At 48.9% G+C, this 26,459-nt stretch carries 18 protein-coding genes and 1 other annotated feature; of the genes, 3 read left to right on the forward strand and 15 right to left on the reverse strand.

Annotation, left to right across the window (positions count from 1 at the left end; translation table 11 throughout):
* Positions 1-88: 88 nt before the first annotated feature.
* The 9 genes from DWX26_RS06465 to DWX26_RS06505 form a co-directional block, all read right to left on the reverse strand.
* Positions 89-2,587 (reverse strand): GH39 family glycosyl hydrolase, encoded by a 2,499-nt coding sequence (locus DWX26_RS06465; protein WP_158568555.1) that lies wholly within the window; start codon positions 2,585-2,587, stop codon positions 89-91.
* Positions 2,588-2,699: 112 nt separating this feature from the next.
* Complete coding sequence (locus tag DWX26_RS06470) at positions 2,700-4,373, reverse strand: alpha-glucosidase (protein WP_118601085.1); 1,674 nt, start codon at positions 4,371-4,373, stop codon at positions 2,700-2,702.
* A gap of 149 nt (positions 4,374-4,522) precedes the next feature.
* On the reverse strand, positions 4,523-6,217 hold the full coding sequence (locus DWX26_RS06475) for a CocE/NonD family hydrolase (RefSeq protein WP_158580591.1): 1,695 nt from the start codon (positions 6,215-6,217) through the stop codon (positions 4,523-4,525).
* Positions 6,218-6,221: 4 nt separating this feature from the next.
* Positions 6,222-6,521, reverse strand: coding sequence for an AtuA-related protein (locus tag DWX26_RS06480; protein WP_022462826.1), 300 nt, complete (start codon positions 6,519-6,521; stop codon positions 6,222-6,224).
* Between the two features lie 4 nt (positions 6,522-6,525).
* Positions 6,526-7,878 carry an acyclic terpene utilization AtuA family protein gene (locus DWX26_RS06485; protein WP_118601087.1) on the reverse strand — a complete coding sequence of 451 codons (1,353 nt, stop codon included), beginning with the start codon at positions 7,876-7,878 and terminating at the stop codon, positions 6,526-6,528.
* 193 nt (positions 7,879-8,071) lie between these two features.
* The gene (locus DWX26_RS06490; protein ID WP_118601088.1) at positions 8,072-8,554 is read right to left on the reverse strand and encodes a helix-turn-helix domain-containing protein; all 483 of its coding nucleotides are present in this window, start codon (positions 8,552-8,554) and stop codon (positions 8,072-8,074) included.
* 246 nt (positions 8,555-8,800) lie between these two features.
* Positions 8,801-9,175, reverse strand: a complete 375-nt coding sequence (gene rplL / locus DWX26_RS06495) for a 50S ribosomal protein L7/L12 (RefSeq protein ID WP_022462823.1) — start codon at positions 9,173-9,175, stop codon at positions 8,801-8,803.
* 71 nt (positions 9,176-9,246) lie between these two features.
* Positions 9,247-9,756 carry a 50S ribosomal protein L10 gene (gene rplJ / locus DWX26_RS06500; RefSeq protein WP_055227784.1) on the reverse strand — a complete coding sequence of 170 codons (510 nt, stop codon included), beginning with the start codon at positions 9,754-9,756 and terminating at the stop codon, positions 9,247-9,249.
* A 37-nt stretch (positions 9,757-9,793) separates the two neighbouring features.
* Positions 9,794-9,938: a sequence feature (ribosomal protein L10 leader region), on the reverse strand.
* Between the two features lie 566 nt (positions 9,939-10,504).
* A complete protein-coding gene (locus DWX26_RS06505; RefSeq protein WP_118601089.1) occupies positions 10,505-12,061 on the reverse strand; it encodes a DUF5605 domain-containing protein in 1,557 nt (518 codons plus the stop codon).
* 298 nt (positions 12,062-12,359) lie between these two features.
* On the opposite strand from DWX26_RS06505, the gene DWX26_RS06515 reads away from it, so the two are divergent.
* Entirely contained in the window at positions 12,360-14,075 is a 1,716-nt protein-coding gene (locus DWX26_RS06515; RefSeq protein ID WP_055266927.1) for a sensor histidine kinase, read from the forward strand.
* A gap of 35 nt (positions 14,076-14,110) precedes the next feature.
* Positions 14,111-15,691, forward strand: a complete 1,581-nt coding sequence (locus DWX26_RS06520) for a response regulator transcription factor (RefSeq protein WP_158579575.1) — start codon at positions 14,111-14,113, stop codon at positions 15,689-15,691.
* Positions 15,692-15,754: 63 nt separating this feature from the next.
* Here the strand turns inward: DWX26_RS06520 and DWX26_RS06525 are convergent, their stop codons facing one another.
* From DWX26_RS06525 to DWX26_RS06545, 5 genes are all read right to left on the reverse strand, one after another.
* Positions 15,755-16,654, reverse strand: a complete 900-nt coding sequence (locus DWX26_RS06525) for a carbohydrate ABC transporter permease (protein ID WP_055266923.1) — start codon at positions 16,652-16,654, stop codon at positions 15,755-15,757.
* Positions 16,655-16,664: 10 nt separating this feature from the next.
* Complete coding sequence (locus tag DWX26_RS06530; RefSeq protein ID WP_117510352.1) at positions 16,665-17,603, reverse strand: ABC transporter permease; 939 nt, start codon at positions 17,601-17,603, stop codon at positions 16,665-16,667.
* A gap of 138 nt (positions 17,604-17,741) precedes the next feature.
* Positions 17,742-19,292, reverse strand: coding sequence for an ABC transporter substrate-binding protein (locus DWX26_RS06535; protein WP_158579574.1), 1,551 nt, complete (start codon positions 19,290-19,292; stop codon positions 17,742-17,744).
* A 175-nt stretch (positions 19,293-19,467) separates the two neighbouring features.
* Complete coding sequence (locus DWX26_RS06540) at positions 19,468-21,081, reverse strand: apiosidase-like domain-containing protein (RefSeq protein WP_118601092.1); 1,614 nt, start codon at positions 21,079-21,081, stop codon at positions 19,468-19,470.
* A gap of 97 nt (positions 21,082-21,178) precedes the next feature.
* On the reverse strand, positions 21,179-22,642 hold the full coding sequence (locus tag DWX26_RS06545; protein WP_118601093.1) for an alpha/beta hydrolase domain-containing protein: 1,464 nt from the start codon (positions 22,640-22,642) through the stop codon (positions 21,179-21,181).
* Positions 22,643-23,030: 388 nt separating this feature from the next.
* Between DWX26_RS06545 and DWX26_RS06555 the strand changes: the two genes are divergently transcribed.
* On the forward strand, positions 23,031-24,302 hold the full coding sequence (locus tag DWX26_RS06555) for a prolyl oligopeptidase family serine peptidase (RefSeq protein ID WP_118601095.1): 1,272 nt from the start codon (positions 23,031-23,033) through the stop codon (positions 24,300-24,302).
* 185 nt (positions 24,303-24,487) lie between these two features.
* On the opposite strand, the gene DWX26_RS06560 is transcribed toward DWX26_RS06555, so the two are convergent.
* Positions 24,488-26,275: a glycoside hydrolase family 2 protein gene (locus tag DWX26_RS06560; RefSeq protein ID WP_118601096.1), complete on the reverse strand. Its 1,788-nt coding sequence runs from the start codon at positions 26,273-26,275 to the stop codon at positions 24,488-24,490.
* Positions 26,276-26,459 lie beyond the last annotated feature (184 nt).

Below are 26,459 nucleotides of genomic sequence, written 5' to 3' on the forward strand. Positions count from 1 at the left end.
CGAATTGTCGCAAGATCTTCTTATATTGTTGCTTTTTTTCCACTCTTTCTCTGTATTCTCCCACCGCGAGTGCAATTTTTTGAAGATTTTACAGAATCTGCTCCACCTCAATCAGCGCCGTCTCGTGCGGCTCCAGGCGTTCCTGCACCGTGAGGCTGCCTTCCGGGTCGGTTTCCTGCTCCCAGACACGGTATTCCGGGTCCGCACTGTGGCACAGCATCGCGCGCTCCATCCGGTTCATCCGCTCCGGAGCTCCCATCCGCACCCACGCATCGTAGCTGCTGCCGTGCTCTTTTGTCACTTTATACAGCCGCAGGCAATATTTTCCCGGTTCCAGTCCGGTCAGTTTCACTGAAAAGGTCCGGATTTCCCCCATATTGAATACGCGGTAACGGTCCGTGCGGGAAATATTCACGGCATGGCGGTAGCGGTACAGCATATCGTAGTGAACATAGTTGTACAGGTAAATCTGGCTTTGGTTTTTCTCCGGCTCCGTGCTGATAAAATAGCCGTCCCCACGCTTCACCAGACGAGATCCCATTCTGCCGAGCAGCCGCAGCGCAGTGCAGACCGCCTTTGGAATGCCGTTCATCGTGAACAGCCCAAAACCTCCATGATACGTTTCCCGCGCCGGAAATACTTCATCCAAACGGTCATTGACCGAGAAATACGCAATTCCCTGCAGCGCCTCTTCATTTTCCAGAAGATTTTTAAACAGCCATGCCGCTTTATAACAGGTATCGTTGCACAGATCCCTCTGCCAGATGTTGCTGCTGCACTCATCCACCAGAACCGGCAGTGCACCAAGCCCAGCCTTCTGCAGCAGACCTTTTACCTTCTCCCCGCGGTTCCGCAGAAAATCCGGGTCGCGGCTCACAATCATATTGACGCTCTCGTTGTTCTGGATCAGATTCATTTTCTCCTCTTCCTCTCCATAGATCACCGTGCCAAACGAGCGGAATGCAAAAATTTCCGGCACACATTCCTTTTCCTTCATAGTTTCGATAAAGGCTTTGAGATGTTCCTCCGGTCCAAGACCAAAGGAAAGACATGTTACAAGATCCGGGCTCACACGTTTCATCTCCTCGTACGATGCTTTCCACGTCTCAAAGAACTCATCTCCTCCATCAATCGTGATCACGTCTCCGCTGATCCACGGGTTGAAAATCCAGCGCCGCATCTGGTTGATTCCATACCGTTCCCTTAGATGTTCCATCAGGTTTTTGATCAGCATGCGCCACTCAGCCAGATCTCGCGGAGAGCTGCTTAGCGCCGGACGCATCGTTCTTCCCGGGTCTGTTTTTGCCAGCAGCAACGGCATATGGCCGAATTCCAGCAACGGCTTCGCTCCCGTGGAAAGGATGAAATCGATCACCTCATCAATATAGTTCCAGCAGAACTGAATCTCGCCCCACATATTCCGCCGAAGTACGCACATATCATCATCAAGAATTCCTTTTACGCGGATCAGCTCATAGCCGAGCTCCTGCACCAGCTGTTCCAGCTCATCCTGCACCTCGCGGTTCAGCACACTTGCCGCATAACCAGCATTGATCACGCGCTTCCAGTGGCCTGCCACTCTTGGTTTCCGTCCGTTTACTGCCGCTGTCACGGAAACGGCACTCTCATTTATCGTCTCAATCTCCTGCTCCGTGACCGCTGCATACTGCAGGAGACTCTGGAAAATATCATGGTCTCCCGCCGCCTCTTCCCGCTCTTTTCCTTTCTTTTCACGCTGTTTTACTGTATATTCCATCTGCTTCCGGTATTCGCTCGGTGTCATACCGCGGTATTTGCGGAATGCGCGGATCATCGCCGTCTCATTGACAAATCCATTGTGATAGGCAATCTCCGTCAGCGTTGCGCCGCTGTGCATTTCCTGTACGGCATGCGCCAGGCGCACCTGCGTCACGTACTCCCGAAATGATACACCGAAATACTGCGGAAAGCTCCGTGAAATATAGGCACGGCTCAGATAAAGATGATCCGCCAGATCCTCCAGCGTAATCTCTTCCCGGCAATGCTGCAGAATATAGTCTGATGCCCGCTGAATGCGTTCCCTTCCGCCCCGGCCCTGTTCCACCTTTTCCCCGGATGTAAAGTAAAAAAGCAGATCCTCCAGAAGCGCCGTCACACGGCTTTTCATATAGATCGGTTGTTCCTCATTATTCTTGTACATCTCAAGAAAGATCCGTGCCATATCCCGCCGGATCAAATCAAATTTTTCCTGCTGATCTTCCATATAAAAAAACGACTGACATTTGACTTCACATTTCAGCAGCTTAATGTGAAATGAATCAATCGTCTCCGCTGAAACGCAGAGCGACAGAGCAAGTCCGTCTTCGTCCAGATCCAGGTCACAGATCTGAAACCGGTTGATCGCAAAGATAGATCCCATCGGGAGATTGTGAACTTCCCCGTCCTCGTAGCTGACTCTTCCACTCCCACGAAGCAGAAATAAAAGTTCAAAATCCGGATTCCACAGTTCCCGTTTCTTCTCCGGCCGGAGTAGCCGAAAACGGAATCCCGGCATTTCCTGTTTTGTTCCTTTCAGCATCATGTCTTCGTCTCTGTTGTCTCTTTCCATTTCACACCTCATGATAGATTTTTTTGTTGTATTGTACCACAAAAAAGGTCCCGCAAAAAGATCTTCTCCTTTTGTGGGACCAATTTTTCGGTTTTTGTTTTAGTTTTTGCAATTATTCCTTCACCTTCAGCACCAGACACTGATACGGTTGCAGACGGATCGTTTCCTCGCCTGCCTCGCAGGTGTCATAGTTATTCAGAAGTACTTCTTCGATTGTGTCTGTAAATGGCAATGTAATGCCATCCGCAAGAGAAGTAGTAAGGATCAGAATATTATTCTTCTCATCCTTCCTGCGGTACGCCAGAACGCCGCTTACCGTCTCGTATTCCGGAATCAGCGTTCCGTAGAGGAAGGTTTCTTCCAGATCTTCACGTCGTCTTACTGCCACCATTTTGCGGTAAAACCACAGCAGGGAATCAGGATCTTTTTCCTCGGCCTCATAGTTCAGTTCCGTATAGTTTTTATTCACCGGGAACCACGGCGTACCTGTTGTGAATCCCGCCTCGGCAGATGCATCCCACTGCATCGGAGTTCTGCTGTGCTCGCGGCTCTCGCGGTTGATCTGCTCGAGCGCTTCCGCATCCGTTTTTCCTTCTGCAATCAGACGGTCGTAAATAGCAAAGGTCGGTTTGTCGACGAATCCCTGAATAGACTGTTTCGGGTTGTCGCGCATGCCAATCTCCTGTCCCTGATACAGAAATACAATACCCGGCAGGAAGAAATTGGTGACCGGAAGCATCTTTTCGCTGTAGCGGTTCTGGTCCTCCGGCATCAGGAACCGGTCGATGATGCGCGTTTTGTCATGGTTTTCGAGAAAGTTGCAGAGCATGCCGCGGCCATCCACGATTTTCTGCGCCGCAAAAAGCTGATCGCGATAATCGTCAAACAGCGCCACGGTATTGCCCCATTTCGGGTTACGCACATTGTCGAGGGTGTGACAAAAATCGAAAACGGACGAGAAACTGCCGTTTTCCCCAATCACATCCTCCACATCCTCCGGTCCCATGTGATCGTACTCTCCGATCGTCAGCGCATCGGTCGGTGCAAAGGTGCGCTCCTTCATTTCACACAAGATATCGGCAAGACCGTCTACATTGTTGAAATACTCGAACGCCATATTGTACTCGTCCGGTCCATCCGGCGGAAGGTTGGTGTACTGATAATTCTTTTTCAGATGGCTGATCGCATCAAGACGGAATCCGCCAAGTCCCAGATCCATCCATTTTAAAATCATCTCATAAATTTCTTCCCGCAATTTGGGATTCTCCCAATTGAGATCCGGCTGCTCTTTTGTGAAGATGTGGAGGTAATACAGGTTATCATATCCCGGTACTTTCTCCCATGCGCTGCCGCCAAAAATCGACCGCCAGTTGTTCGGCTCTTTGCCGTCTTTTCCTTCCCGGAACACATAATACTTTCCGTACTTTCCAAACGGATCTTTGAGTGCCGCCTGAAACCACGCATGCCGGTCAGAGGAATGATTCACGACAAGATCCATCAGGATGCGGATGCCGCGCTTTTTTGCCTCCGCGATCAGCTCCTTCATGTCCTCCATCGTTCCAAACGACGGGTCGATATCCATGTAATCGGAAATATCGTATCCATTATCCACCATCGGGGATGCAAACACCGGGCAGAGCCAGATGACATTGGCTCCCAGCTTTTCTATTTTGTCAAGATGACGGATCACGCCTTTCAGATCTCCGATTCCATCTCCGTTGGTATCCTGAAAACTCTTCGGATAAATCTGGTATCCAACCGTTTTGTGCCACCACTTTTTCTCCATTGCTTTTCTCCTGTTCATTTTGTTTTTATGATGCGGGCCGTTCTTTAGGTTTACCGCAAAACCTATAGTGTTTTCACTATATCACAAAAGAATGGATTGTGCTACTTTTTTCTTTTTGATTTTTCCTATGTTCGCCTTACCGTTACGGTTCACTGTTTTTTCATCAGCGGCAAAATCACGCAGGAAGCAGCTTTTCCGCCCATATGAATAGTCTGATGTGCAATTTTATTCTCCGTTTTTTCCGACCACAGCCCTTTCTGATTGCTGTGAACATGATACTGCGGGAAGTCGGAGGAGGAAACATCTACACGAATGCGGGAACCCTTTGGAATCGTGTATACAATATTCCACATAGTAATCTGCACCTCTGCCACGCTGCCCGGTTCATAGGCCCCAGCCTCTGTTTTTCCCTGCTCCAGCGTTGCAATCGAGGAACGAATGTTGTAAGCTTTTCCCTCCGGCGTCACTTCCATGATTTTCGCTGTGAATGCCGTATCCTCGCAATCACTTTCCACGAACAGACGGACGGAAGCTTTTCCGTTCAGCGTGAAAGTTTCTTCCAGCGGTTCTGATACAAAACTCAGGACATCCTCACGATAGTCCGGTTCCGGCTGAAGATGGCTGCCGATCTGCGGCATCGTATGCAGAAGAGCTTCTCCGCCGATACTCTCAACCGGAGTGGCCGGGTCAAACGTGTAGTTTCTCGTTTTTTCCCGTTCCGGCGCGTCTTCCCGCAGTGTTTTCTCATCCAGATACAGCGTCATGCTTCCCGCAGTTCCTTCTTCTCCCAGTTGGTCGGATACGATGTCAATCCACCGGTCCGCTCCGATTTCATAGGCACGGATCCGCTGTGTCGGGATTTCTTTTTGTTTCAGCGTCAGCTCAAACCATTCCAGCATCTTTGGAATTTCTTCATTCTGCGGGTGCAGCACCTCTTTATCTTCAAGACAAATCTGGAAAAAGTGGTTCCATGCACCGATTTCCAGCCAGCTGTGCTGTTTCGTCTCCTCATTCAGTCGCTCCCACGTTTTCATACTGCTGCCGTGGTGATGATCGTACCAGCCGCTTAAAAGATAAATCGGAACCTTCGTTTTTGATGGAATTTCCCGCAACTGTTTCCACCAGCCCGTCTGCCAGAGTGCCGCATCCGGGCTCGGGCTTGTGATGTATTCGCGGTAGGACGGAACACGCTGTCCCCACAGCGCCTTGTCCACTTCAATCTGCGGCAGATAACGGCAGCTTTCGCGATAGTCAGCATTCACTGGTTTTTCCGCATTTTCCATCGACCATGCGGTCAGGATATCGTGGCGGAAGCAGCCCTTCTCGTAGGCTGATACAAAACGATCCGTTCCATAGTCCTCCAGAAACATTGCGGCAACTTTCCCCTCCGCGGCATCAGCGAACGCCCAGCCGGTCATGCTTGTGTAGGAATGGCCCCAGTAGCCTAAGATTTCGCACCACGGCTGCTCCACAAGGTAATCCATGGTGTCAATGCCATCGTTCCGCTCATTGATGTTTGGCTCCCATTTTCCTTCCGACTGCTCTCTGCCGCGGCAATACTGGTAGACATACACATAACCTCTGCGCGCCAGCCCCTCGCCGTAGGCACGATGAATGCGGTCGTTGCCCGGATAGCAGGTGCGGGTCAGAATGACGGGATATGTTTTTTCTTCCGCAGTTCCATCTTCCTTCGGGAAATAATAGATCGTGTGAAGCTTCACGCCGTCACGCATCTCGATCTGGTTTTCTTTTCTTTCAAATACTGCACAGCTTTCGGAAACGCCGCTTTTCGCAAACTGTTCCTCCACGCGTTTTACCACTGCCGCCATAAAATCTTCTGCCATTGCCCTAAACCTCCATTTCCAGCAGTGCCATACCGAGTGTCTTTCCATGTTTGTCCAGCGCCAGCGATCTTGTGACACCGCCGCCGAGTGTCTTGTCGAGGACAAAGTTCAGCGCATGGATTCCGTCCAGTTCGTAGCGGGTTACTTTTCCGTGACAGATTTCGCGGAAGTATTCTGCTACGCGTGCTTCTGTTACTTTTTCTTTCAGCATTTCATAATTGTTCTCATCATATGGGATCACCGAAATATTGGAGATCTCGCCTTTATCTCCTGTTCTTGCATGTGCAATCTCTTTTAATTTCATCGCCTTATACCTCCCGGAATGTAACTTTTGCTTCTACTGCATCGCGCGGCACAAAAATTGAGCAGACCGAGACAATCTCGGACACCCGTTTCACTGCTCCGCCGCCTCCTGCGGGACCGTTGGTATAGAGAGCCTCCACCTCGTTTGCCAGCAGAACGGCATTTTTCCGGTCTTTCGTTCTGCCTGCGGCGCGGAGGCGCACTTCACACGGAGTTCCACTTCCGATCTCCTTGGAAATTGCATCACGATACAGGGAATTGCATCCGATAAAATCAGTACGGTACTCTTCCAGTTCGATGCCTGTCAGTGCAATCCGCTTCTCCAGAATCTCCGCCGCCAGCTCCGCCCGTGCCATACAGTTGCTTCCGCCGTAGGAAATTTCACCCTCACCGATGAAGCAGTCCTTGTAGCCGACACTCACTTTCAAAGTTTCCGGTCTTCCATGCGTTGTCGCATGCTCGGCGCGAACCTGGTTTTCCCCGATCTGCCGGAACGTCACCTTTGAAAAGTCCGCTGTTGCATCCGGGGTCAGGTAAGCCTTTGGGTTGTGGATTTCGTAGATCATCTGCTCTTTACAGGTATCCACACTCACCAGTCCGCCACTTCCCTCGACCTTTGTCACGGTAAATGCGCCTGTCTCGTCGATCTCAATGAGCGGGAATCCAAGTTTCCACAGATCCGGCACATCCTTGTAGCCCGGATCCGCAAAATAGCCGCCTGTCACCTGTCCGGCACACTCCAGCAGATGGCCTGCCAGAACCGCCTGTCCCATCTGATCCGGGTTGTCGTCAATGTTCCATCCGAACTCATATACCAGCGGTCCGATCGTCAGTGCAGGATCGGAAACGCGACCGGTAATGACAAGATTGGCACCCTCTTCCAACGCTTTTGTGATGCCCTCCGCACCCATATAGACGTTCGCAGAAATCAGAACATCTTTTTTCTTTTTTAACAGCGTGCCATCCTCCAGCACTTTTTCATTTTCATACTTATCCAGTTCGTCTGTAATATCATCGCCGGTCACACAGGCAATTTTCAATCCTCCGACACCCAGTTTTCTGGCAATTTCACACGTCCGTTCGGCAGCAGATACCGGGTTGGCAGCTCCCATATTGGTAATGACTTTTACTTTGTTTTTCTCCATCAGCGGGAGAATTTTTTCCATTCGGTAGTCGAGCAGCTGGTTATATCCCTTCGACGGATCTTTCTCTTTGTCCTGCTGTCCGATCGCAACGGTGCGCTCCGCCAGACACTCGAAAATAATGTAGTCCAGATTTCCTTTTTCCATCAGTTCCACGGCCGGCTCGATGCGGTCTCCCGCGTAGCCTGCCCCGCTTCCGATTCTGATTTTTTTCATATCCAATGGCCTCTCTTTCTTTGATCTGATGTCATTGTAACGCAGATCCATGGCAGGTACCACAAAAGGGAACCGAATTTCTAAAATTTTAGAAATCTGGTTCCCTTTTTACATGAACTGCTTTTCAGCCGGGTCGGAAAATACGGTAAAAACATCCAATGCAATAGAAATTCCGGCATTCCGTTATTATTTCTTATTCTTTCATTTTATTGTATAACGTCGCCAGCGAAATTCCGAGTTCCTTTGCCGCTTTTCGCTTCCCCTCCATATCCCGTCCGTACAGCAGCAGCGTATTTTGGATCTCCTGCCGTTCGAAGCGGCGCACCCGCTCTTCCAGCGTCATGTGAGCCTCTGATTCCCGTTTTTCAAACTGTACGAGACTCGTCACAATTGAGATGCTTCCGCGGATCTGATGCTCTTCCCAGATCGGATAAACACTTGCAAAGTATTCCTGCATTCCCTCTCTCCGCACCATTCCCTCGACCGGGATGCCGCTCCAAATAACTTCCGGAGCAATGGCAGATTTTCGGTACTCCGTGATTTTATGACCTTTCGCGATTTCAAGCGGAACGCCGATGAAATCGCTGTAGACTTGATTGAAGAACACAATCCTGCTGTGCTGATCGCAGATCAGGATTCCCTGCTGTAAAGATTCCAGAATGGAATGTACCTGCATTTCTTCTCCCTCCCACTTTCATCCATTTTGTACTCAAAAAAACACTCTCTGTGGGCTTCTTTCGTTATCACTGCAGACACCACGGGCAGCGTCGGCAAGGACTTTATCTCGTTGCCTCCGCCACAGTGCGCTCCTGCCCGGATGGCTTTTTACTTTACAGAAAAATTCAACGAAGTATCCTGTGAAGAAAAAAACGCACGGCAGGAAATCCCGCCGTGCGTCCATAGATTCTGATTTACGCTTAAATTATTTAAGAGTAACTTTAGCGCCTTCAGCCTCAAGTTTAGTTTTGAGCTCTTCAGCTTCTGCTTTGGAAGCACCCTCTTTGAGGACTTTCGGAGCACCGTCAACTACTTCTTTAGCTTCTTTCAGGCCAAGTCCTGTAGCTTCACGTACAACTTTGATAACTTTAACTTTGTTCGGGCCAACCTCTGTCAGCTCTACGTCGAACTCGTCTTTCTCCTCAGCTGCTGCTGCATCGCCTGCTGCTGCTGCAACTACAACGCCTGCTGCTGCGGATACGCCGAACTCTTCCTCACATGCTTTTACAAGATCGTTTAACTCTAATACAGATAACTCTTTGATAGCGTCAATAAACTCTGCGGTTGTTAACTTTGCCATTTTATTTTCCTCCTTGGATATTTTCTGAATAATGTTCTCAGGCTGCGTATTTCACGCTGCCCGCTTGAGGCTTAGGCCTCTGCTGCGCCGCCTTTGGACTCTGCGATCTGGTTGAGGACGCGAGCCAGGTTTGCGATCGGGGACTGGATGCTTCCAAGCAGTTTGCCAAGAAGTTCTTCTCTTGACGGAACGTTTGCCAGTGCTTCCATTCCAGCTTTGTCGTAGTAGTTTCCTTCTACAACACCAGAAACCATCTCCAGCTTCGGAGCGGTTTTTGCAAATTTAGCGATGATTCTTGCCGGAGCTGTTGCATCGTCCTTGCTGATTGCGATAGCGTTTGTGCCATCCAGGTCTTTGGTAAGAGACTCGAAAGCAGTACCAGCGAATGCACGTTTCATCATTGTATTTTTGTATACTTTGTAATGAACGCCTGCTTCTCTTAACTCTTTACGCAGCTGAGTATCCTGAGCAACGGTTAATCCGCTGTAGTTTACCAGCAGCACGCACTGTGCGCCTTCTACCTGTGCGCTGATCTCTTCCAGGACCGGCTTCTTCAGATCGATTTTTGCATTGATTGCCATGATTGCACCTCCTTGTAGTATTTCGTACCTACGCTTTGGAAGTATAAAAAAAGCTCTTCGCGAAGATTGGCGAAGAGATCTCAAAATTCCATAACATGAACCTTGTGTAACTTCTCCTCGGCAGGCGTTTGAAACTTACGCCTTGCGGCACCTGCTGTCTTCGGCGTGATACAGATGGTATATTATCATATGTGATGAGGGTTGTCAAGATCAAAATAAACTTTTTTCATATTTGTGCAACTTCATCGTTACTGTTCACTCAGCAGTGAAACACCTGCTGTTTCGCTGCGTAAGAAAGTGATTCAGGAGTGAGCAGCCCTCCTTTTGCGAAGCAAAACTTTAAATGAGGGCTGCGAATGTTACAGTTCGCAGGGAATCTGTGAACTGTAACACTTCATCAAAATATACGTTCTGTTTTTTCAAACCGTTTCTACACATATCATGTTATACTTATTTTGTTGTCTCACCTACACCAAGGCAACTTGGAAAGGAGGTGACGTTGTTGGAGCCTATTACTTCGCTTATTGTTTCCGTTATGGCAGGTGTGATTTGCCACCTCATCTGCAAATGGTTGGACGAAAACGATTAGAAGGACAACCAGCCCAAAAGTTTAAGCCGCTTTACGGAATAGAAAAACCCGGAGACTGCCATCTCCGGGGTTTTCGTTGTTGAAACCTTTTAGCTTCGCTTTGCCTACGGCAAGTATATCATATGCAGAACCGAATTTCAAGATTCCTCTCCCACATTTTTATTTCACTTTCACCAGTCGCACAGCCATATACGGTCTTGACGGCATGTCGATCGTGAATTCTTCGCTGTGGCGGCCTGCCGGGGTGATGGTCATGTTCCAGGTGTCGATGACTTCCACATCAAACTCCTGGCCTTCCGGCATGTGGAACGGGCGACGGCATGGGCGGTTGGCTCCGAAATAGTACATGATACAGTCTTTTCTCGGATGGCTTGCGCCGTTCGTGCAGCAAGTCTCATCAAAGAATGCCGGAAGCGGCTCCATATAGCCTCCGTTTTCTTCCATAATGTCCAGCAGGAACTGAATACGCGCCGGGCTGCCGCCCCTCAGCTCTCCGCCGTGTGACCACCAGATCACACCGTTTTCATTTTCATACGTCTCGCCGTGCTGGCCATATCCACCTCTGGTATATGCCTCCCAGAACCGGCGTGTCATCTCCTCGCCGCTGATATTTCCCCAGCCGAACGGAAGATTTCCTTCATATGCAATCTCATCGAGTACGCACGGTTTTCCATACTGCGGGCGCCAGATTTCCACATTTTCTGCGGTACGGTACAGATCGATTCTCTGCAGACTGCAGTGCGTGATCCATCCCCTGGAATGATCGTACATGGTCATACAGTTGTGAATGGAGCGCAGATGGCGGTACGGATCCTGACGGCAGACGGTTTCTGCATTGGACTCCCACTCGGATACTGGTTTCCAGCGGAACAGGTCAAATTCATTTGCCATAGCCCACCATACATTGTGGTATGCGCTGAAACGGTTAACAACGTATCTTAAATAAAAGTTCTGCTGCTCCAGATTCATGCGTGAATAGCCCCAGCGGTCGTACGGATGGAACAAAATCAGATCAGCCTGGATTCCCATGGTGCCAAGGCGTACGATCGTATTTTCTATGTGTTCAAAATAAGAAGGATTTGGACGGGTATAATCCCATACTTCATCCGGGTTTTCGATCATGGCATCAATGCCGCCGAACATATTGCGCGGCGCTTTTTCCAGCTTCTCTGTCTCAAAGTCAGACGGAGACCACGGAGAATTTTCACGAATTTCAAACGGATACTGTGCCGGCTCTTTTAAATTGTAGACATAGTGCTTCGGGAAAACGCAGAAGCGGATCTTATTAAACGGAGAAGCAGCAAGGCTTTCATACGTTTTCTCCTGAGTCTCCTTACTCTGCAGCTCCCACACATAGCAGGTCGTACCGCACGGGTAGTATTCCTTTCCGTCATCGTAAGCAAAATGATAGGTGTTTGCTACCCGGACCGGACCGTGGCAGTTTTCATCGGCTGCGCTGACCTCCACCGTCACCTTTGCCTCATCGCCCCAGCTTGTTACTGCGGTAATCTCATACGTTCCTTCGCAGGATGGCATAAAGCGCAGTTTGTATACGCCGTTTCCATCATAAAAGCCCTCGGCACGCTTTTCCTCTGCCTGGCCTGCCATCGTTCCTTTCACCCACTGCTCCGCAAACGGATTTCCCTCGGACGGTCCCCGGAAAACCAGTTCTGCAATTCCATATCGTTTTACATATTCGGTATAAGACTGTAACATACGTTCCACCTTTCTAAAATAAGTATTGCTTCGTATCGCGATAATTTAATTTTACTAAATGTATTTTGAATAGTCAATCTTTTTAAATTAAACTTTTAAACAATAATTCAGTTGTTTTTTTATCACTTTTGCCGATATCTATTTCTTTTTTCCTTGTATTTATTGACGTTTTTTCACTTTTATTGTAAACTTTCCCATAGAGTCTGCCGGACCTTTTGCTGAACAGTTCCGGCATTTTCTTTTTATCTGGCTCAAAATTCAGCATATATCTAACATGTACAGGAGAGGAGATGGTCCTTTGAAAAAACGCTTTTCCAAAATTTCCATACACTCACTTGGTTTTCGTATTTTTGTTCTGCTTGCAGTCATGATCGTCCTTTTTTGCGCGCTTGTCGCGTACAACAACACAGCCGCTTTCGGTCTGATGCTTGAGCGGATCCATGAGAACTCGGAAAATACACTGGTTCTGTACCAGAAAAGCCTGGATGAAAATCTTTCCCGCACGGAAACCTACCTCTATGTTTTCGCATTAAATGATGCCGATCTTCTTTCCCTCCGCGCAGCAGAACCACAGACAACCAACTGGTATATCACATTAAACCGAATCAAAAAAAGCTTTGAAAACGCAACGCCAAACTATACCGTAGACGGCTTTTTCTGCTATCAGGAAGCCACAGATGCCCTGGTCCTCTATGACCAGACCACCAACCCGACACCGTTCCTCTGGAACTATATCCGTGAAATCGCCAAAACAGAGGATCCGTCCTCTGTATGGAATCTCAACGAAATCAACGGGAAATATTACCTTGTCCGTATTCTGAACCTGAACGGATATCTGCTCGGCGCGTACATTTCCACGGATACACTCCTTGGCACTCTGGTCGATACAAAAACGCAGGACAGTCTTCTGTATTTTTCCGATGGTCCCCTTCTTCTGCGCACCCCGTCAAACGATGTCCGCCTGGAGGCTCCCCGCTTGAAATGGCGACGATATCCTTCCTACGACATTGATGGAACCTCCTGGATGGCTGTTTCACATGAACTGAACGAAACACCGCTGTCGCTGACCCTGCTTTTAAAGGCTTCGGAATACACCAAATATCAGAGCAGCTTTTATCTTCTCGCCCTGATCGTTTCGCTCGGTCTGTTCGTAATCTGGCTGCTCCTGTCTGCTTCCCTGCACCGCTGGGTTCTTCACCCGGTTCACATGCTGACGCATGCGCTGGAACAGCTCCGCGGCGGTGATCTCAAGGTGCGGATTCCGGATGACGCTATGCTCGACGAATTCCGGAAAATGACGACCGCTTTCAACGATATGGTCGAAGAGATCGATGATCTGAAAATCGCGAATTACGAAAAACAGCTCGCCCGTCAGAAGCTGGAAGCGCTTTACCTGAAGCAGCAGATCACGCCGCATTTTATGATCAACTGCCTGAACACCATTTATCAGCTGACTGAAAATAACCATGCGGACCTGGCACGGCAGATGCTTCAGAACCTGAGTGTACATCTGCGCTATACGCTTTCCTCCGGCCAGACCGTCTCGCTTTTAGAAGAGCTAAACCTTGTAAAAAACTACGTGGAGCTTTCCTCCATCCGCTATCCCGGCGCGCTGCGCCTGCTCCCTTCCTGCGAAGAATCGCTGCAAAATGCAACGGTTGTGCCGCTTATACTCCTGAACTTTGTGGAAAACACGATCAAATATGAGGTCGTTATGGGGAAAGTGCTGGACATGCATATCGATATCACCGCGCAGGAAGAAAATCAGTGTACCCGTCTTCATATCTGTATCTGGGATACCGGATGCGGTTTTTCCGAGGATATACTTGCCGTGCTGCAAAAGCTTGATACCTATGTAAACTCCGAGCAGGAACACATCGGCATCACAAACGTGGTGCTCCGCCTCCGCCAGATTTTTCCCGACGCAGCTTTTGCTTTTGGCAACCGCCCCGGCGCAGGCGCTCAGATTACCATTGATTTTCCTTACGTTCCCTTTTTCCGCATCGACGGATAACCGGAACAGCTAAAAATATGTTTTGGGAGGTTATTATGAACCTGTTAATTGTAGACGATGAATATTATACCGTCGAAAGCATTTCCAACAAAATCCGCACACTACGCCCGGACTTTTTTGAGATTTTCTGTGCCTACAATCTGACACAGGCATTGGAAGCCTTTTCCGCGCATCCGATTGATCTGATGATTTGTGATATCGAGATGCCCGGCGGTTCCGGCCTCGAACTGCTGGACCAGATCCGCCAGGCACACTACGAAACCGTCTGCATTTTTCTGACCGCCTATGCAAAATTTGAATATATTTCCCGCGCTATGAAGCTTTCCAGCAGTGACTATCTGTTGAAGCCGCTGGACGACCATGCTCTTCTGGAAGCTCTTGACAAAGCCTGTGCGCAATGTGAAAAGCAGCAGAAGGACCACGTCAACACCCTTCATGCCAATTACTGGAAGGAAAGTGAGCTCCCGCTTGCGGAACAGTTTTTCCTCGACCTGTTAAATGGCAGTATTTCCTCTGCTCCTCCCGAAGTGATGGATGAAATCCGCTATCGCCGTCTGGATGTCAAACTGATTCATCAGCCCTTCTGCCCGCTTCTGATCCAGACCGGACAGACGAACTCCTTTTCTCCGACCGACAACCGTACCCTGTATGAATTTGCCTTAAAAAATATTGCCCGGGAATATTTTTTTGAACCCGGCGAGCTGCCGCTGACGATCCGTGTGCTTGATGGTTTTTATCTTCTGCTTCTCCCGGCCTCCACACACTCTCGGGACGCCGTGATTGGCCGATGCCGTCAGGCCCTGACCGACTTTGTGACACATTTTCCGTTCTCGATCAACTTTTTCGTTGATCAGAAGGTCTGTCTCCCGGAAGACCTGCGAAAAGCTTTTCTTTCCATGAAAGCCTTCGCCGGAAAGAACGTCACCTACGAAAATCACGTTTTCGATCTTGCCGCTGAAACCGAAGCTCCTGTTCAGACGCCTTTTCAGCCGATTCCATCTGACCGCTGGTCCGATCTTCTCACATCCGTAAAAACGGAACAGCTTCAGATTGAGGTTTTCGCTTTCTTAAATCAGACGAAAAGCTCCGGCACTGCTACACGGGAATTTCTGACCGGCTTTTACTATCAGTTCCTGCAGCTGCTGTTCCGCCAGATGGATCATCCGGGCAGCGAAGACGAAGCCTTCCGCCGCCAGATTACCGTTGCTTCCCCGGAGCAGACCTTCTCCTCGTTTGGTGCTTTACGAGAATGGATTTCCAACAGTCTTCTGCTGTTCATACAAAGCCGTCAGGCAGCCGCTTCCCAGGACACGGCTGTTGCCACCGTGAAAGCATATATCGAATCGCACCTCTCCGACGAGCTGGATCGCGATACGCTTGCAGCCATGGTATACCTGAACGCCGATTATCTGTCCCATCTCTTCAAAAAAGACACGGGAAGTTCTCTCATCAACTACGTCATCGATCGCCGGATTGCGCGCTCCAAGGAGCTTCTCGCAAAGGGCGAAATGAGCATCCGCGACATTGCCATCACCTGCGGCTTCCAGAATATTTCGTACTTCTCCCGCCAGTTTAAAAAATCGACGGGCATGACACCACGGCAGTTTAGAAATTAAAAAAATCCGGCCTTCCTTTTGCATATCGGAAAGCCGGATTTTTTGGATTCACTTACTTTTTTATCAGCCCTTCACGCCGCCAAGGGTAATACCTTTTACAAAGTTTTTCTGGATGAACGGATAAATGATCATGATCGGCAGAATACCAAGTGCTGCCATCGCCATACGAACCGTTCCGGATGGGATCTGGGAGAGGCCTTCGCCTGCCTGCGCCATGTTGTTGGCGTTCTGCGTCAGCGCCTGAATATTCTGCATCAGACGGTTCAGCAGGTTCTGGATACTGTAGAGATCCGTTCTCTTTGTCAGATAGATATAACCATTGTTCCAGTCATTCCAGTAAGCGATACCGGAGAACATGGCAACGGTGGTAATAATCGGTTTGGACAGCGGAATGGCGATCTTCCACATAGTCTGGAATTCGTTTGCACCGTCAATATAGGCAGCCTCAAGAATTTCATCCGGCACACCGGTGACAAAGTAGCTCTTCATCAGGAGAACGTTGAATGCGCTCATCATCAGAGACGGAACCAGTAGCCCGAAGAACGTATCTTTCACATGGAATACGGTCGTGTAATTGATATAAGTCGGTACAAGGCCTCCATTAAACAGCATGGTAAAGAATACCAGGAAGGTCAGGACATTTCGTCCCGGCAGACCCTTTTTCGAAAGGCCGTAGGCCAGACAGGTTGTCAGTGCAAGGCTGCATACAACGCCGGTTGCGGTCAGGATAAAGGACATTCCATAGGCTTTGATTACCATGGAACTGCTGGATGTGAATACCCACTCATAAGCGTAGGTACTCCACTTTTCCGGCAGGAAAGAGTAGCCATTCTGTAGCAGGGTTGCATTGTCAGTCAATGAGGAAATGAACATCAGCAGAATCGGAATGATCGCGAGCAGTGTCAGGATTGTCATGATCAGATGGCCGAAAAAGCTATAAATTTTATCTTCTCTTGTTTTCATACCGTTCCTCCTAGATCAGCGCGCTGTCGCGGTCAATTTTACGTACCAGCAGGTTGGCGCCAAGCACCAGAATAAATCCTACGATCGACTGGTAAACACCGGCTGCGGCAGACATCGAAACATTGCCCATCTGAAGCAGTCCGCGGTATACGTAGGTATCAATTGTGTTTGTTGTGGAATACAAAGCTCCCTGGTTCATCGGCACCTGATAAAAGAGACCGAAGTCAGAGTAGAAAATTCTTCCGATTGCCATCATGGTCAGCATGATAATGGTCGGACGCAAAAGCGGCAGGGTGATATATTTGATCTGCTGCCATCTCGTTGCACCATCGATCTTGGCTGACTCATAGAAGGATTTATCAAATCCCATCAGTGTTGCCAGATACACAATACAGTTGTAGCCAACCGACTTCCATGCACTGACAAAAACCAGGATAAACGGCCAGTATTTCGGTTCCGAATACCAGGAAACCGGATCTTTTCCCAGCGCCTTTAAAATCGTGTTGTTAATGAATCCGTTTTCTACACTGAAGAATGCAAAAACAAGATATCCGATGATAACGGTGGAGAGGAGGTTCGGAAGAAGGATTGCACTCTGGTAAACTTTCTTCCGTTTTCCTTCCAGTTCACTCAAGACAATAGCTACTGCGATTGCCAGTGTTGTGTTGATTACGATAAATGCCACATTGTAGAGAATGGTATTTCGTGTAATAACAAAGGCATCGCTTGTCGTAAACAGATATTCAAAGTTTTTCAGTCCTACCCATGGACTTCCGTAGATGCCTTTTCCGGCATTGTACTGTTTGAATGCAATCACAAGACCCGGCAGAGGCATGTAATTGTTGATAAACAGATAAATGAGACCCGGCAGCATCAGAATATAGATCGGCAGAAAACGTACAAATGTTTTTCGTCTTTTCTGGCTCTTCTGACTTTTCACTCTTGCCATGTTTTTCCTTCTCCTTTTTTTTCTTATCCGCAGCCGGTCCCAAAGCGTTCCGGTTTTGACAGATTTTTCTCTTCTTACAACCTGCGCCGTCCTGTTTTTGGGACGGCGCAGTCATTTTTTGATCTAAATTCTTAAACTTTATTTGTTTGCTTCCTGCCACGCTGCAAGCTGTGCCTTTTTCTCGTCGATAATCTTCTGAAGGCCTGCAGTCATCATCTTATCGTTCATCTCAGCAATTCCGGTCTCCGGGTCTACAAAGCCGTACTCTACGCTGGTCTGATACTCGTTGTATACGTTCTGTACTGCTGTGAGCTCGTTTGCCACATTTGTGCTGTCAAAGGAGAAACCGCTTGCTTTGGAAACCTTTGCATTGGTGTTAAACTCTTTCATCTCTGTCCACAGATCCGGATCATTTCCTTCCCATACATGGGTCAGGAACTGGTTCGGCATCATCCATCCCATGGAATGATTCCATCCGGAGTTGGATGCATCTACACCGTCTGCATAAGTAGCAAGTCCGTCATCGCCAATTTTATAATGTGTTCCCTCGATGCCCCATGCCAGAAGGTTTGCGATATCGGCATTTGTGTAGCACTCATTCAGGAATTTCATGGCTGCTTCTTTATGCTGTGCAGAGATCGGAATGGTCCAAGGCATACTAGCCACAGATGTGGAACTGATATAGTCATCCAGTGTCTGGAAGATGGTCATATCGCGACCGGTCAGTGTAGTCTCCTGCGCTTTGATGCCAGGCTTTCCGCCTGTGGTATAGCTCATCAGAGTTCCGGCTTTTACAAGCTCTCCGACTGCTGTTGTATCGGTCGATGCATCGGCACTGATATAGCCTTTCTGATTGTAGTCATACAGTCTTGCACAATAATCCTTGTAGAAATCGCTCTCAAAGAGATTTACAACATCAAGGTTCTGGCCATAGTCAAGCAGAACACCGAACACATTTCCTCCAAGGGAGTCTACGTTAGAGAACTGCGACATAGAACCTGTTGTCGGACGATAAACCTCTTTGTCCGGATACTTCTCATGCAGCTGTGCATAAATGTCATTTAATTCATCCAGACTGATTTTTACGATCTCATCGTCTGTGTTTGCTTCGTAGCCAATACCATCGAGATACTCGGTTGCGATCGCTGCGCATCCACGTCCCTGTGCAATGTCCCGGTTGCTTGGAAGACCATAGAGAACTCCGTTCACACGGCAGGCATCAATGTTATCCTGTCCAACTGCTTCTGCGATGTCCGGTCCATACGTTGCAAGAAGATCGTTCTCTTCCAGATCGGAAAGATATCCCTGCTGAATTCCGGTCTGATATGGGAATCCTACACAAACAAGCACGTCGACTTCCTCGTTTGCGGAAAGCGCCAGCGTCGTGTTCTGGTTAAAGGAACCGTAATCAGTAATGGAAAGCTCAATTTCAACACCAATCTTATCTCTTGTGATATCATTGATGGCTTCCTGTACTTTCTCCGTGTCTGCCGGAGCACCCGTCCAGGTCGGGAAGCTTACGATGATTTTTTCCACTTCTCCGCTTCCGTTCTCTGCTGTACTGGATGCGGTACTCTTATCCTTAGAATCTGTCTTTCCGGAATCTGAACTTCCGCCGCTGCTTCCGCATGCAGCCATGGAGCATGCCATAATGGATGCCATGAAAATCGCTGCTACTTTCTTTTTCATTCTTTCGTCCTCGCTTTTTATCTTTTTGTCTTGCTGCTTTATTTCGTTTCTGAGTTTCGGCCGTGACTCATTTGATGATCTTATTATATCTGCTTTCTTACCTCCAAAAAAGAACAATCCTGCGATGAATTTGCACTTTTCTGCGGTTTCTTTCCGCATTTTGTATAGTTTATGATCACTTTTCAGTTTTTTCTATGCATTCTGCTATCAGCATCCAGTCTCCCGCCGCCGGTTTCTTTGGCATAATGCACGACTTTCCACGCACTTCCACCTGGATTTCTGCTTTTTCTGTCTGTCCCGTTCTCGGATCAAACCAAGAAATTGCATAGATTCCGTCGCAAAGGCCTGCGAGCGGTGTACTCGTGCCATCCATCTCTCCGTAATAAATCAGTGCTCTTGTTTTATCCCGGCTGATCGTGGCAATCGCAAGCTTATTGACAAACGGGCTGATACTCTCCTCTGCTTCTGCCGGATCGTAAGGCACCATCTCCTCAAAATGATGTTCCTCATAGAAACGTTTCAGATATCCCATCTGTGCGCCTCCGGGGCCGTCAATGGCTTTCGCCCAGATGATGCCAAATTTGTTGAATGCATTAAAATCCGGGTTGATGTCACTTACCTCCCAGATATTATCCCAGATTCCCTGCGCACCGTACGTATAGCCGCAGCCGCCGGTCTGGACTGCCATATATGCCACGCGGCGCAGCATTGCATCGGTGCAGAGCCGGGTTCCGTTTTCTTCCAGTGTGGAACAGTATTCATACAGAGACTCTCCTTCAATGAACGGTTTTGTTCCGTGTTCCTTCCAATAGGTACGGTACCAGGACGGATTGATCGGAAAATCGCCGTGTCCGGCCTGATTCAGCACAAAATCAAACCACGATTCGTCATAATAGTAATCTGCAAACGGACGCTCATTCGTATAATGTGCGGTCTGCAGTGTTCCATATCCGTCCATTTTTTCCACATACTTTGCGACCTCGCGCCAGCCTTTGATGGCTGTTTCCCGCGGCTTTCCCGGGAAGTAGCCTGCCACTTCGCCTGCCAGCGTCCACACAACCGGAAGGGCACCATAGCGGGCAATGATATAGCGCGCCAGATGTTTCTGGTGCTCCACACCCTGCTCGATCGAGCCGGACCAGGCAAAACCGAGCGCGTTGATAAAGCCGAGGTCAGCGAGATACTGCATGCGGCGGTCGAGTTCGTTCTGGTAAAATGCCACATCCGGCACATCATCTGCGGCATCCGTTTTCCAGTAACGGCTCTTGTGCTCCTTCCAGCTGTCGCTTCGAAGGTTTGTCTGATAAACGTTATAACCCTGTTCCTTCCTGCGGTCCGCCATGCCGCGGAACATGCTCGTCATCTGTGGATGGTTCGACTCGTCCCACCGCTCACCAAAGGCAAATGCCCAGTGCGTATCGCCGAGCCAGAAAAACGGTGTTCCGTCTGCATACGTCAGATATCTTCCTGATGGATGCACTTTCAGAAATCCGTGCTGATAGATAGCAAGATTTCCTTCGTATGGAATACATTCGATCGTTCCCTGCACTCCGGAAAGTCCCGTCTCCTCCGGTGCTTCCAACCTATAACTCCACATTCCGGTTTCGGTCGGCGCAAAGGCAATCCGATAGGTATTTCCGCCGTCCCAGTATGCTTCTCTTCTGATCCTTCTTCCCGACGGTCCCGTAAAAACACTCCAGATGGAAACATCGAGGAATGGATTGTTGTATGTTTTCTTGCTCTCAAATGATAAAATAATTTGTCGCCACTGTTCTGCTTTCATCCCCATTTTATTTTCTCCTTTATCTGCGCAGAGCGCGCCCGGTTTTTTTCGGGCACGCTCCTCGAATCTGATTTTACTGTAACTGTTTATTGTTTATTGTTTTTTATTCCAGTCCGCGTTTCTTTGCAAGCTGCACGGCAATCTCAACCAGCTCCGCCGCATCCTCGCGGCAGACAAAGCCTTTCGTTACCTGCTCTTTCGTGTTTTTCTCCGCCATTTCCCGGTAATGTGCCAATGTTCCGTACAGCTCTTTTATCATTTCTTTCGAAAACGCCTGCTGATAACCGAACAATCCTTCCTTTTCCGATTCCGGATCCAGGAAATTCTGGCCTTTTTCAATGTCGCTGGTATTGCTGTATCTTCCGGTTGGATAGTCAAGGAGGCAGGTACGCAGTCCACCGATCGTATTTCCGAACGCATCCTTTTTGTTTTCTCCGTCGCTGTCAATCGCAATCCGGTCACAGTGCGCCGGAGCTGCGCCTGTCCGTACCCAGGTAAAGAGATTCCGAAATGCTGCCGCAAAAAGAATCTGGGACGGATAGTCGTTTCCTTCCTCATTTTTTCCCATATAGAATGGCAGATGGTTGATCCGCACCAGATCTGGATCGTTCTGATAGTAGTCCACATAGCTATAGGAAGTGTCATGGCTTGCACCCGTCACATCATACTGGCGGAACAGGAACTCCGGATCATCGCTGTCCTGCTGGGCAATGCGCCATGCTTCCATTCTTCCGTTTTCACTCTCCGTCTGCACAGCGATAAACGGCTCGCGCGCCTTTTCCACACGTGTCAGACTGTAATGGTACGGAGCCATGGTTTCATACTGGTTGACCGGAATACCAAGGGAATGGACTCCTCCTCCGGAAAGGTAGCCATCAAATACACACGCACCGCGTGCCACCTCCGGACGATACGCAAAGCTGTTCAGATAGCGGAACAGATACGAACCCGACTGTGACCAGCCCGTCAAATAGACGTATTCTCTCTTATATTCCCGAATCGGATTCTGCTCCTCATCGCCGCGCAGCAGCCACGCCAGGTCTGTCAGCATGTCCCAGAAAAGACCCGTTTCGTAATCATGATTCAGATCGCCGAGTCCGCCTGTGACCTGCAGTCGCTCCGAGAACGGCACATCCGGCGTCGGGTTGGCCCAGGAAAGACGGCCGTAACGCTTTTCATCAAACTCTACCATTTTAGCGATGGTATTCGGTTTGCTTGTGATTCCCAAATAGATATCGCCGTCCCGTACAAATTTCTTCCAGCCGAGAATCCACATGCGGTCAATCTCCATAAAACTCGTTGGGTTGATGATCTCCACTACAACGTTTCCGCTGCATTTTGCAGTGTCCTGCGGCGCGCGGACGATGATGCGGTTTGTGTATGGTGCATCTGCAGTGCGCACACAGACGCCGCCGCGCTCGTCGGCTGTCTCGTAGACATTTGCCGTTCCATACATATAATATTCCTTCTCCACATAGCCGCGCTCCGACAGCTTCAGGTAACGCTCCGCACTGGCAAACGGATAGCTTTCTTTCGTTACCGGAATCTCCTCTAGTCTTGTAATCATCTCATAAAACCTCCCTTTTTCCTTGTATGATTTTATTATTCCATACGGCTCCAATACGAAAAACAACGATTCTGCTGTTTTTTGACACTTTTCTGCTGTTTCTGTTTCGATCAGACTTTTTCCGTTCCGAAAACAAAAACACAGAAAAAGCATCTCCGTGCAAATTTATCTCTGATTTGTACTTTTTCTTTCGGAATGTCTGTAGTAGACTGGTATTGTAGGGCAGAAAAAATCTATCATTCCCAATACCGTCTTTTCTGCCCATGCAAACAACTGTACTCTCAAGCTTTTTCTGTACCTGATTTTGTGAGATGATTTTTGTCAGTCGCAAAAGCAAGTGCAGAAAGACTCTGAGCGTACATTCCGTACCAAAGGAGGGTTTTTACAAATGAACGGAACTTATTATACCATTACCGAAGTTTTTGATTTCGGTCCGCATATTTCGAAAATAATTCTGGATTATGGCAAAAGCATGACGGGTGCGGCCCCATCTCCGGAGCAGTTTACGGTACACGTTACCCGTACATCCACCGAGGGTGAGAACTTTGTCTGGCCGAATTTCATGGGTGACAAACCGGATGATTCCATGGACGGCACACGCCGCGTTTCGAACGTTTACGTTTCTGACAAAACCGGTGCACCGTGCGAGGACGGTACCTGTCTGACGCTGGAGCTGCCGTGTTTCATCATGGAAGGAATCGGCTCCATCATCAAATTCAACGGTAATTTTAATGTATTTGTCAATGTTGCTTACGATGTAACACAAGTCTCTGAAATTGCAACAGACGATGATGCCATTTCTCCGCAGACGTTCGACGTAGACGGCGGAAACCGCGTCATCTACGGTGAATGGCTCAAAGAAGACCGCTACGAGGATCCGCAGATTCCGCTCTCTTACGTTTACTACGAGCCGGAAATGGATGCGGATGAGAAAATCCCGCTGATCATCTGGCTGCACGGCGCAGGTGAGGGCGGACAGGAACCGCCGATTGCAGCAATCGGAAATAAAGTTGTAAACCTGATTTCCCCAAAGGTTCAGAAAATTTTCGGCGGCAAGACCTACCTGCTCGCTCCACAGGCTCCAACCATGTGGATGGATGACGGAACCGGCGAATATACCAAAGACGGTTCTTCCAAATATACCGAAGTTCTCGATGCCCTGATCGGTGCTTTCGTGGATGCCCATCCGCAGATTGACCGCTCCCGCATCTACATCGGCGGCTGCTCCAACGGTGGCTTTATGACCATGAAACAGATCATTTTCAACCCGTCCCGCTACGCTGCCGCATATCCGGTCTGCGAGGCTCTGGCGGATGCATTTATCTCCGATGAAGATATTCTGAAGCTCAAAGATCTGCCGATCTGGTTTACACACGCAAAAACCGACCCCGTTGTCGTTCCGGATGATTTTGTCGTTCCAACCTATGAGCGTCTGGCAAAGGTCAACCCGAATGCACACTTCACCTACTGGGACAAGGTACTCGATCACACCGGAACACAGAAAAATGCGGATGGCACCCCATTCGAATACATCGGCCACTGGTCCTGGATCCCGATGCTGAACGATGAGTGTGTCCTCGATTATGACGGCAAACCGGTTATGACGGACGGAAAAGAGACTCCGATTCTGGAGTGGATGGCTGCACAGAAAAAAGCATAACACAGCACTTGCCGGATTCTCCGCCTACGGCGGATTGTTGCAGTGAAAAAAACAGATGGTATGAAATCGGACTTCAAAGCTGATTTCATACCATCTGTTTTTGTCTGTTCTTGTCTTTTTTTCTCTGTTCCGTTTGATATCGTCAACCGTGCAAGTCGGCTGATCTTTTCGAAAAGCTCTTGCCCCTACTGTTCTTTTCTTTTCAGCTCTTCATAAAATTTCTGCAGCACATAAAATGCCGGTTTGCGGTACTTTTTGTCCTCAGAGAGCAGCCCCTTTCGGTTATAATATTTCTGGATCAGGCTTGTTCTGCGCGGGCAGCGGAAGTCGTAGAGAATCCAGGGGGTCATGCCCTTGATGTAGTCAATGTTCCGCAGCGTTGCAATCTGTTTTTCGTACACATCCGCCTGGCACTCCTCGGTTCCTTTGTCCGAGATGGTTCCATGGTGATGCGGCAGCGCGTCTGCGCCGAACTCCGTTACGATAACCGGCTTGTCCGGCTGGCTGTTTTCCATCAGTGCCGGCAGCATCGCAAAATCCGGGGTGTACCAGCCGCAGTACTCGTTGATGCCGATGATGTCAAGGTATTCCATCAGACGGTCCTCAATCTTATTTTTCGCAGCATTAACCAGGCAGGCCGCAGACACCATTCGCGTCTCATCTTCCCGATGCGCGCATTCTGCCAGTGCGCTCATGAATTTCAGCCGTTCATCCGTATCGGCATTCTCATTTCCGACAGACCAGATGATCACGCTCGCGCGGTTCCAGTCACGGTTGATGAGTTCGCGGAGCTGATTCTGGGCATCCTCATATGTTTTTTCACGTTCAAAACGAATTGCCCAGTAAACCGGAATTTCCTCCCACAAAAGAAGCCCAAGCTCGTCGGCGAGTTTTGCCATTTCTTCGTTATGCGGGTAATGTGCAAGGCGCATGAAGTTGCATCCCAGTTCTTTCGCAATGCGGATATTTTCGATCCGTTCCTCTCTTGTCAGGCCTTTTCCGTTTTCCACGCTGTCTTCGTGGCAACTGATACCACGCAGGAAAACGGGCTCTCCGTTCAGCAGAATGTCTCTGCCGTTCACGCGAATTTCACGAAAGCCGACCCGGTCGCTGACGGTATCGGTTCCACAGGTTACTTTTACATCATACAGCTTCGGTTTTTCCGGTGTCCAAAGCTCCGGTTTTGCATCAAAAACAACTTCTCCGGCTCCGTTTTCCAGCTGGATTTTCCGGCTCACGCCAAGCTCCTCGATGACAAGCTCTGCCTTGGCTGTGATTTTTTCCGACAGTGTCACTTTCGCCATAACATGTCCAAATGTTCCGTCCGGCACAAGCGCAATTTTAAAAGTTTTGATATGGCATTTCGGAACACGGATCAGTGCGATATCGCGGTATACGCCGCAGTAGTTGAACCAGTCGGTATTCTCGGTCGGCACCTGCTCCGGCCGTCTCGTTCCGTCAACAGCAAGCACGATGCGGTTCTCCGCTTTCAGGTATTCTGTGATATTCCAGAACGCCGGTGTCGATCCGCCGCGATGCATACCGACGTATTTTCCGTTTAAGAAAACGCGGCACAGATAATTGGCTGCGCCCACCTTCAGAAAAACTGTTTCCTCTCTTTCTGCGATATAGGAAATTTTTCTCGTAAAGATCATGCTTCCCTCATACAGGAGATACATCGGATCGATGGTATTCCAGCTGCACGGAAGCTGCATCACCGGCCACTCGTCAAAGGAATAGTCGATTGGCACAGTGAAGCCTTTTTCGTCGCGGTATCTCTCTTTGTACCATTTCTGGCGCAGACAGGTATCGTACTGATCGACTGCATAATGCCAGCCGCCGTTCAGCAGCTCCTCTCTTCTTCCCCCTTCAAATATCATCGTGTCCACTGTGGCAAATCCCGTTTCGTACTGTTCGGTATAATCCTCGAGATGGATATCCGACATATACTTTTTCTCTTTTTTTGCTTCCATAAACTTTTCCCTCACTTCTCCAAACGATCCGAAACACGCTCTGCGAGTTTCTCAGGGTATCGCGGCAGTCGCCGGGTCTCGTGCAGACACGGACTTTGGCGCGGCACCACCCATTCCTTGTTTTTATTATAACGCTTTCACAGGAAAAATCTATGGTCAAAACTGTTGAGGATATTGCAAAAAT

It is taken from the genome of Blautia sp. AF19-1 (assembly GCF_003479155.1).
Classification (GTDB): Bacteria; Bacillota; Clostridia; order Lachnospirales; family Lachnospiraceae; genus Fusicatenibacter; species Fusicatenibacter saccharivorans.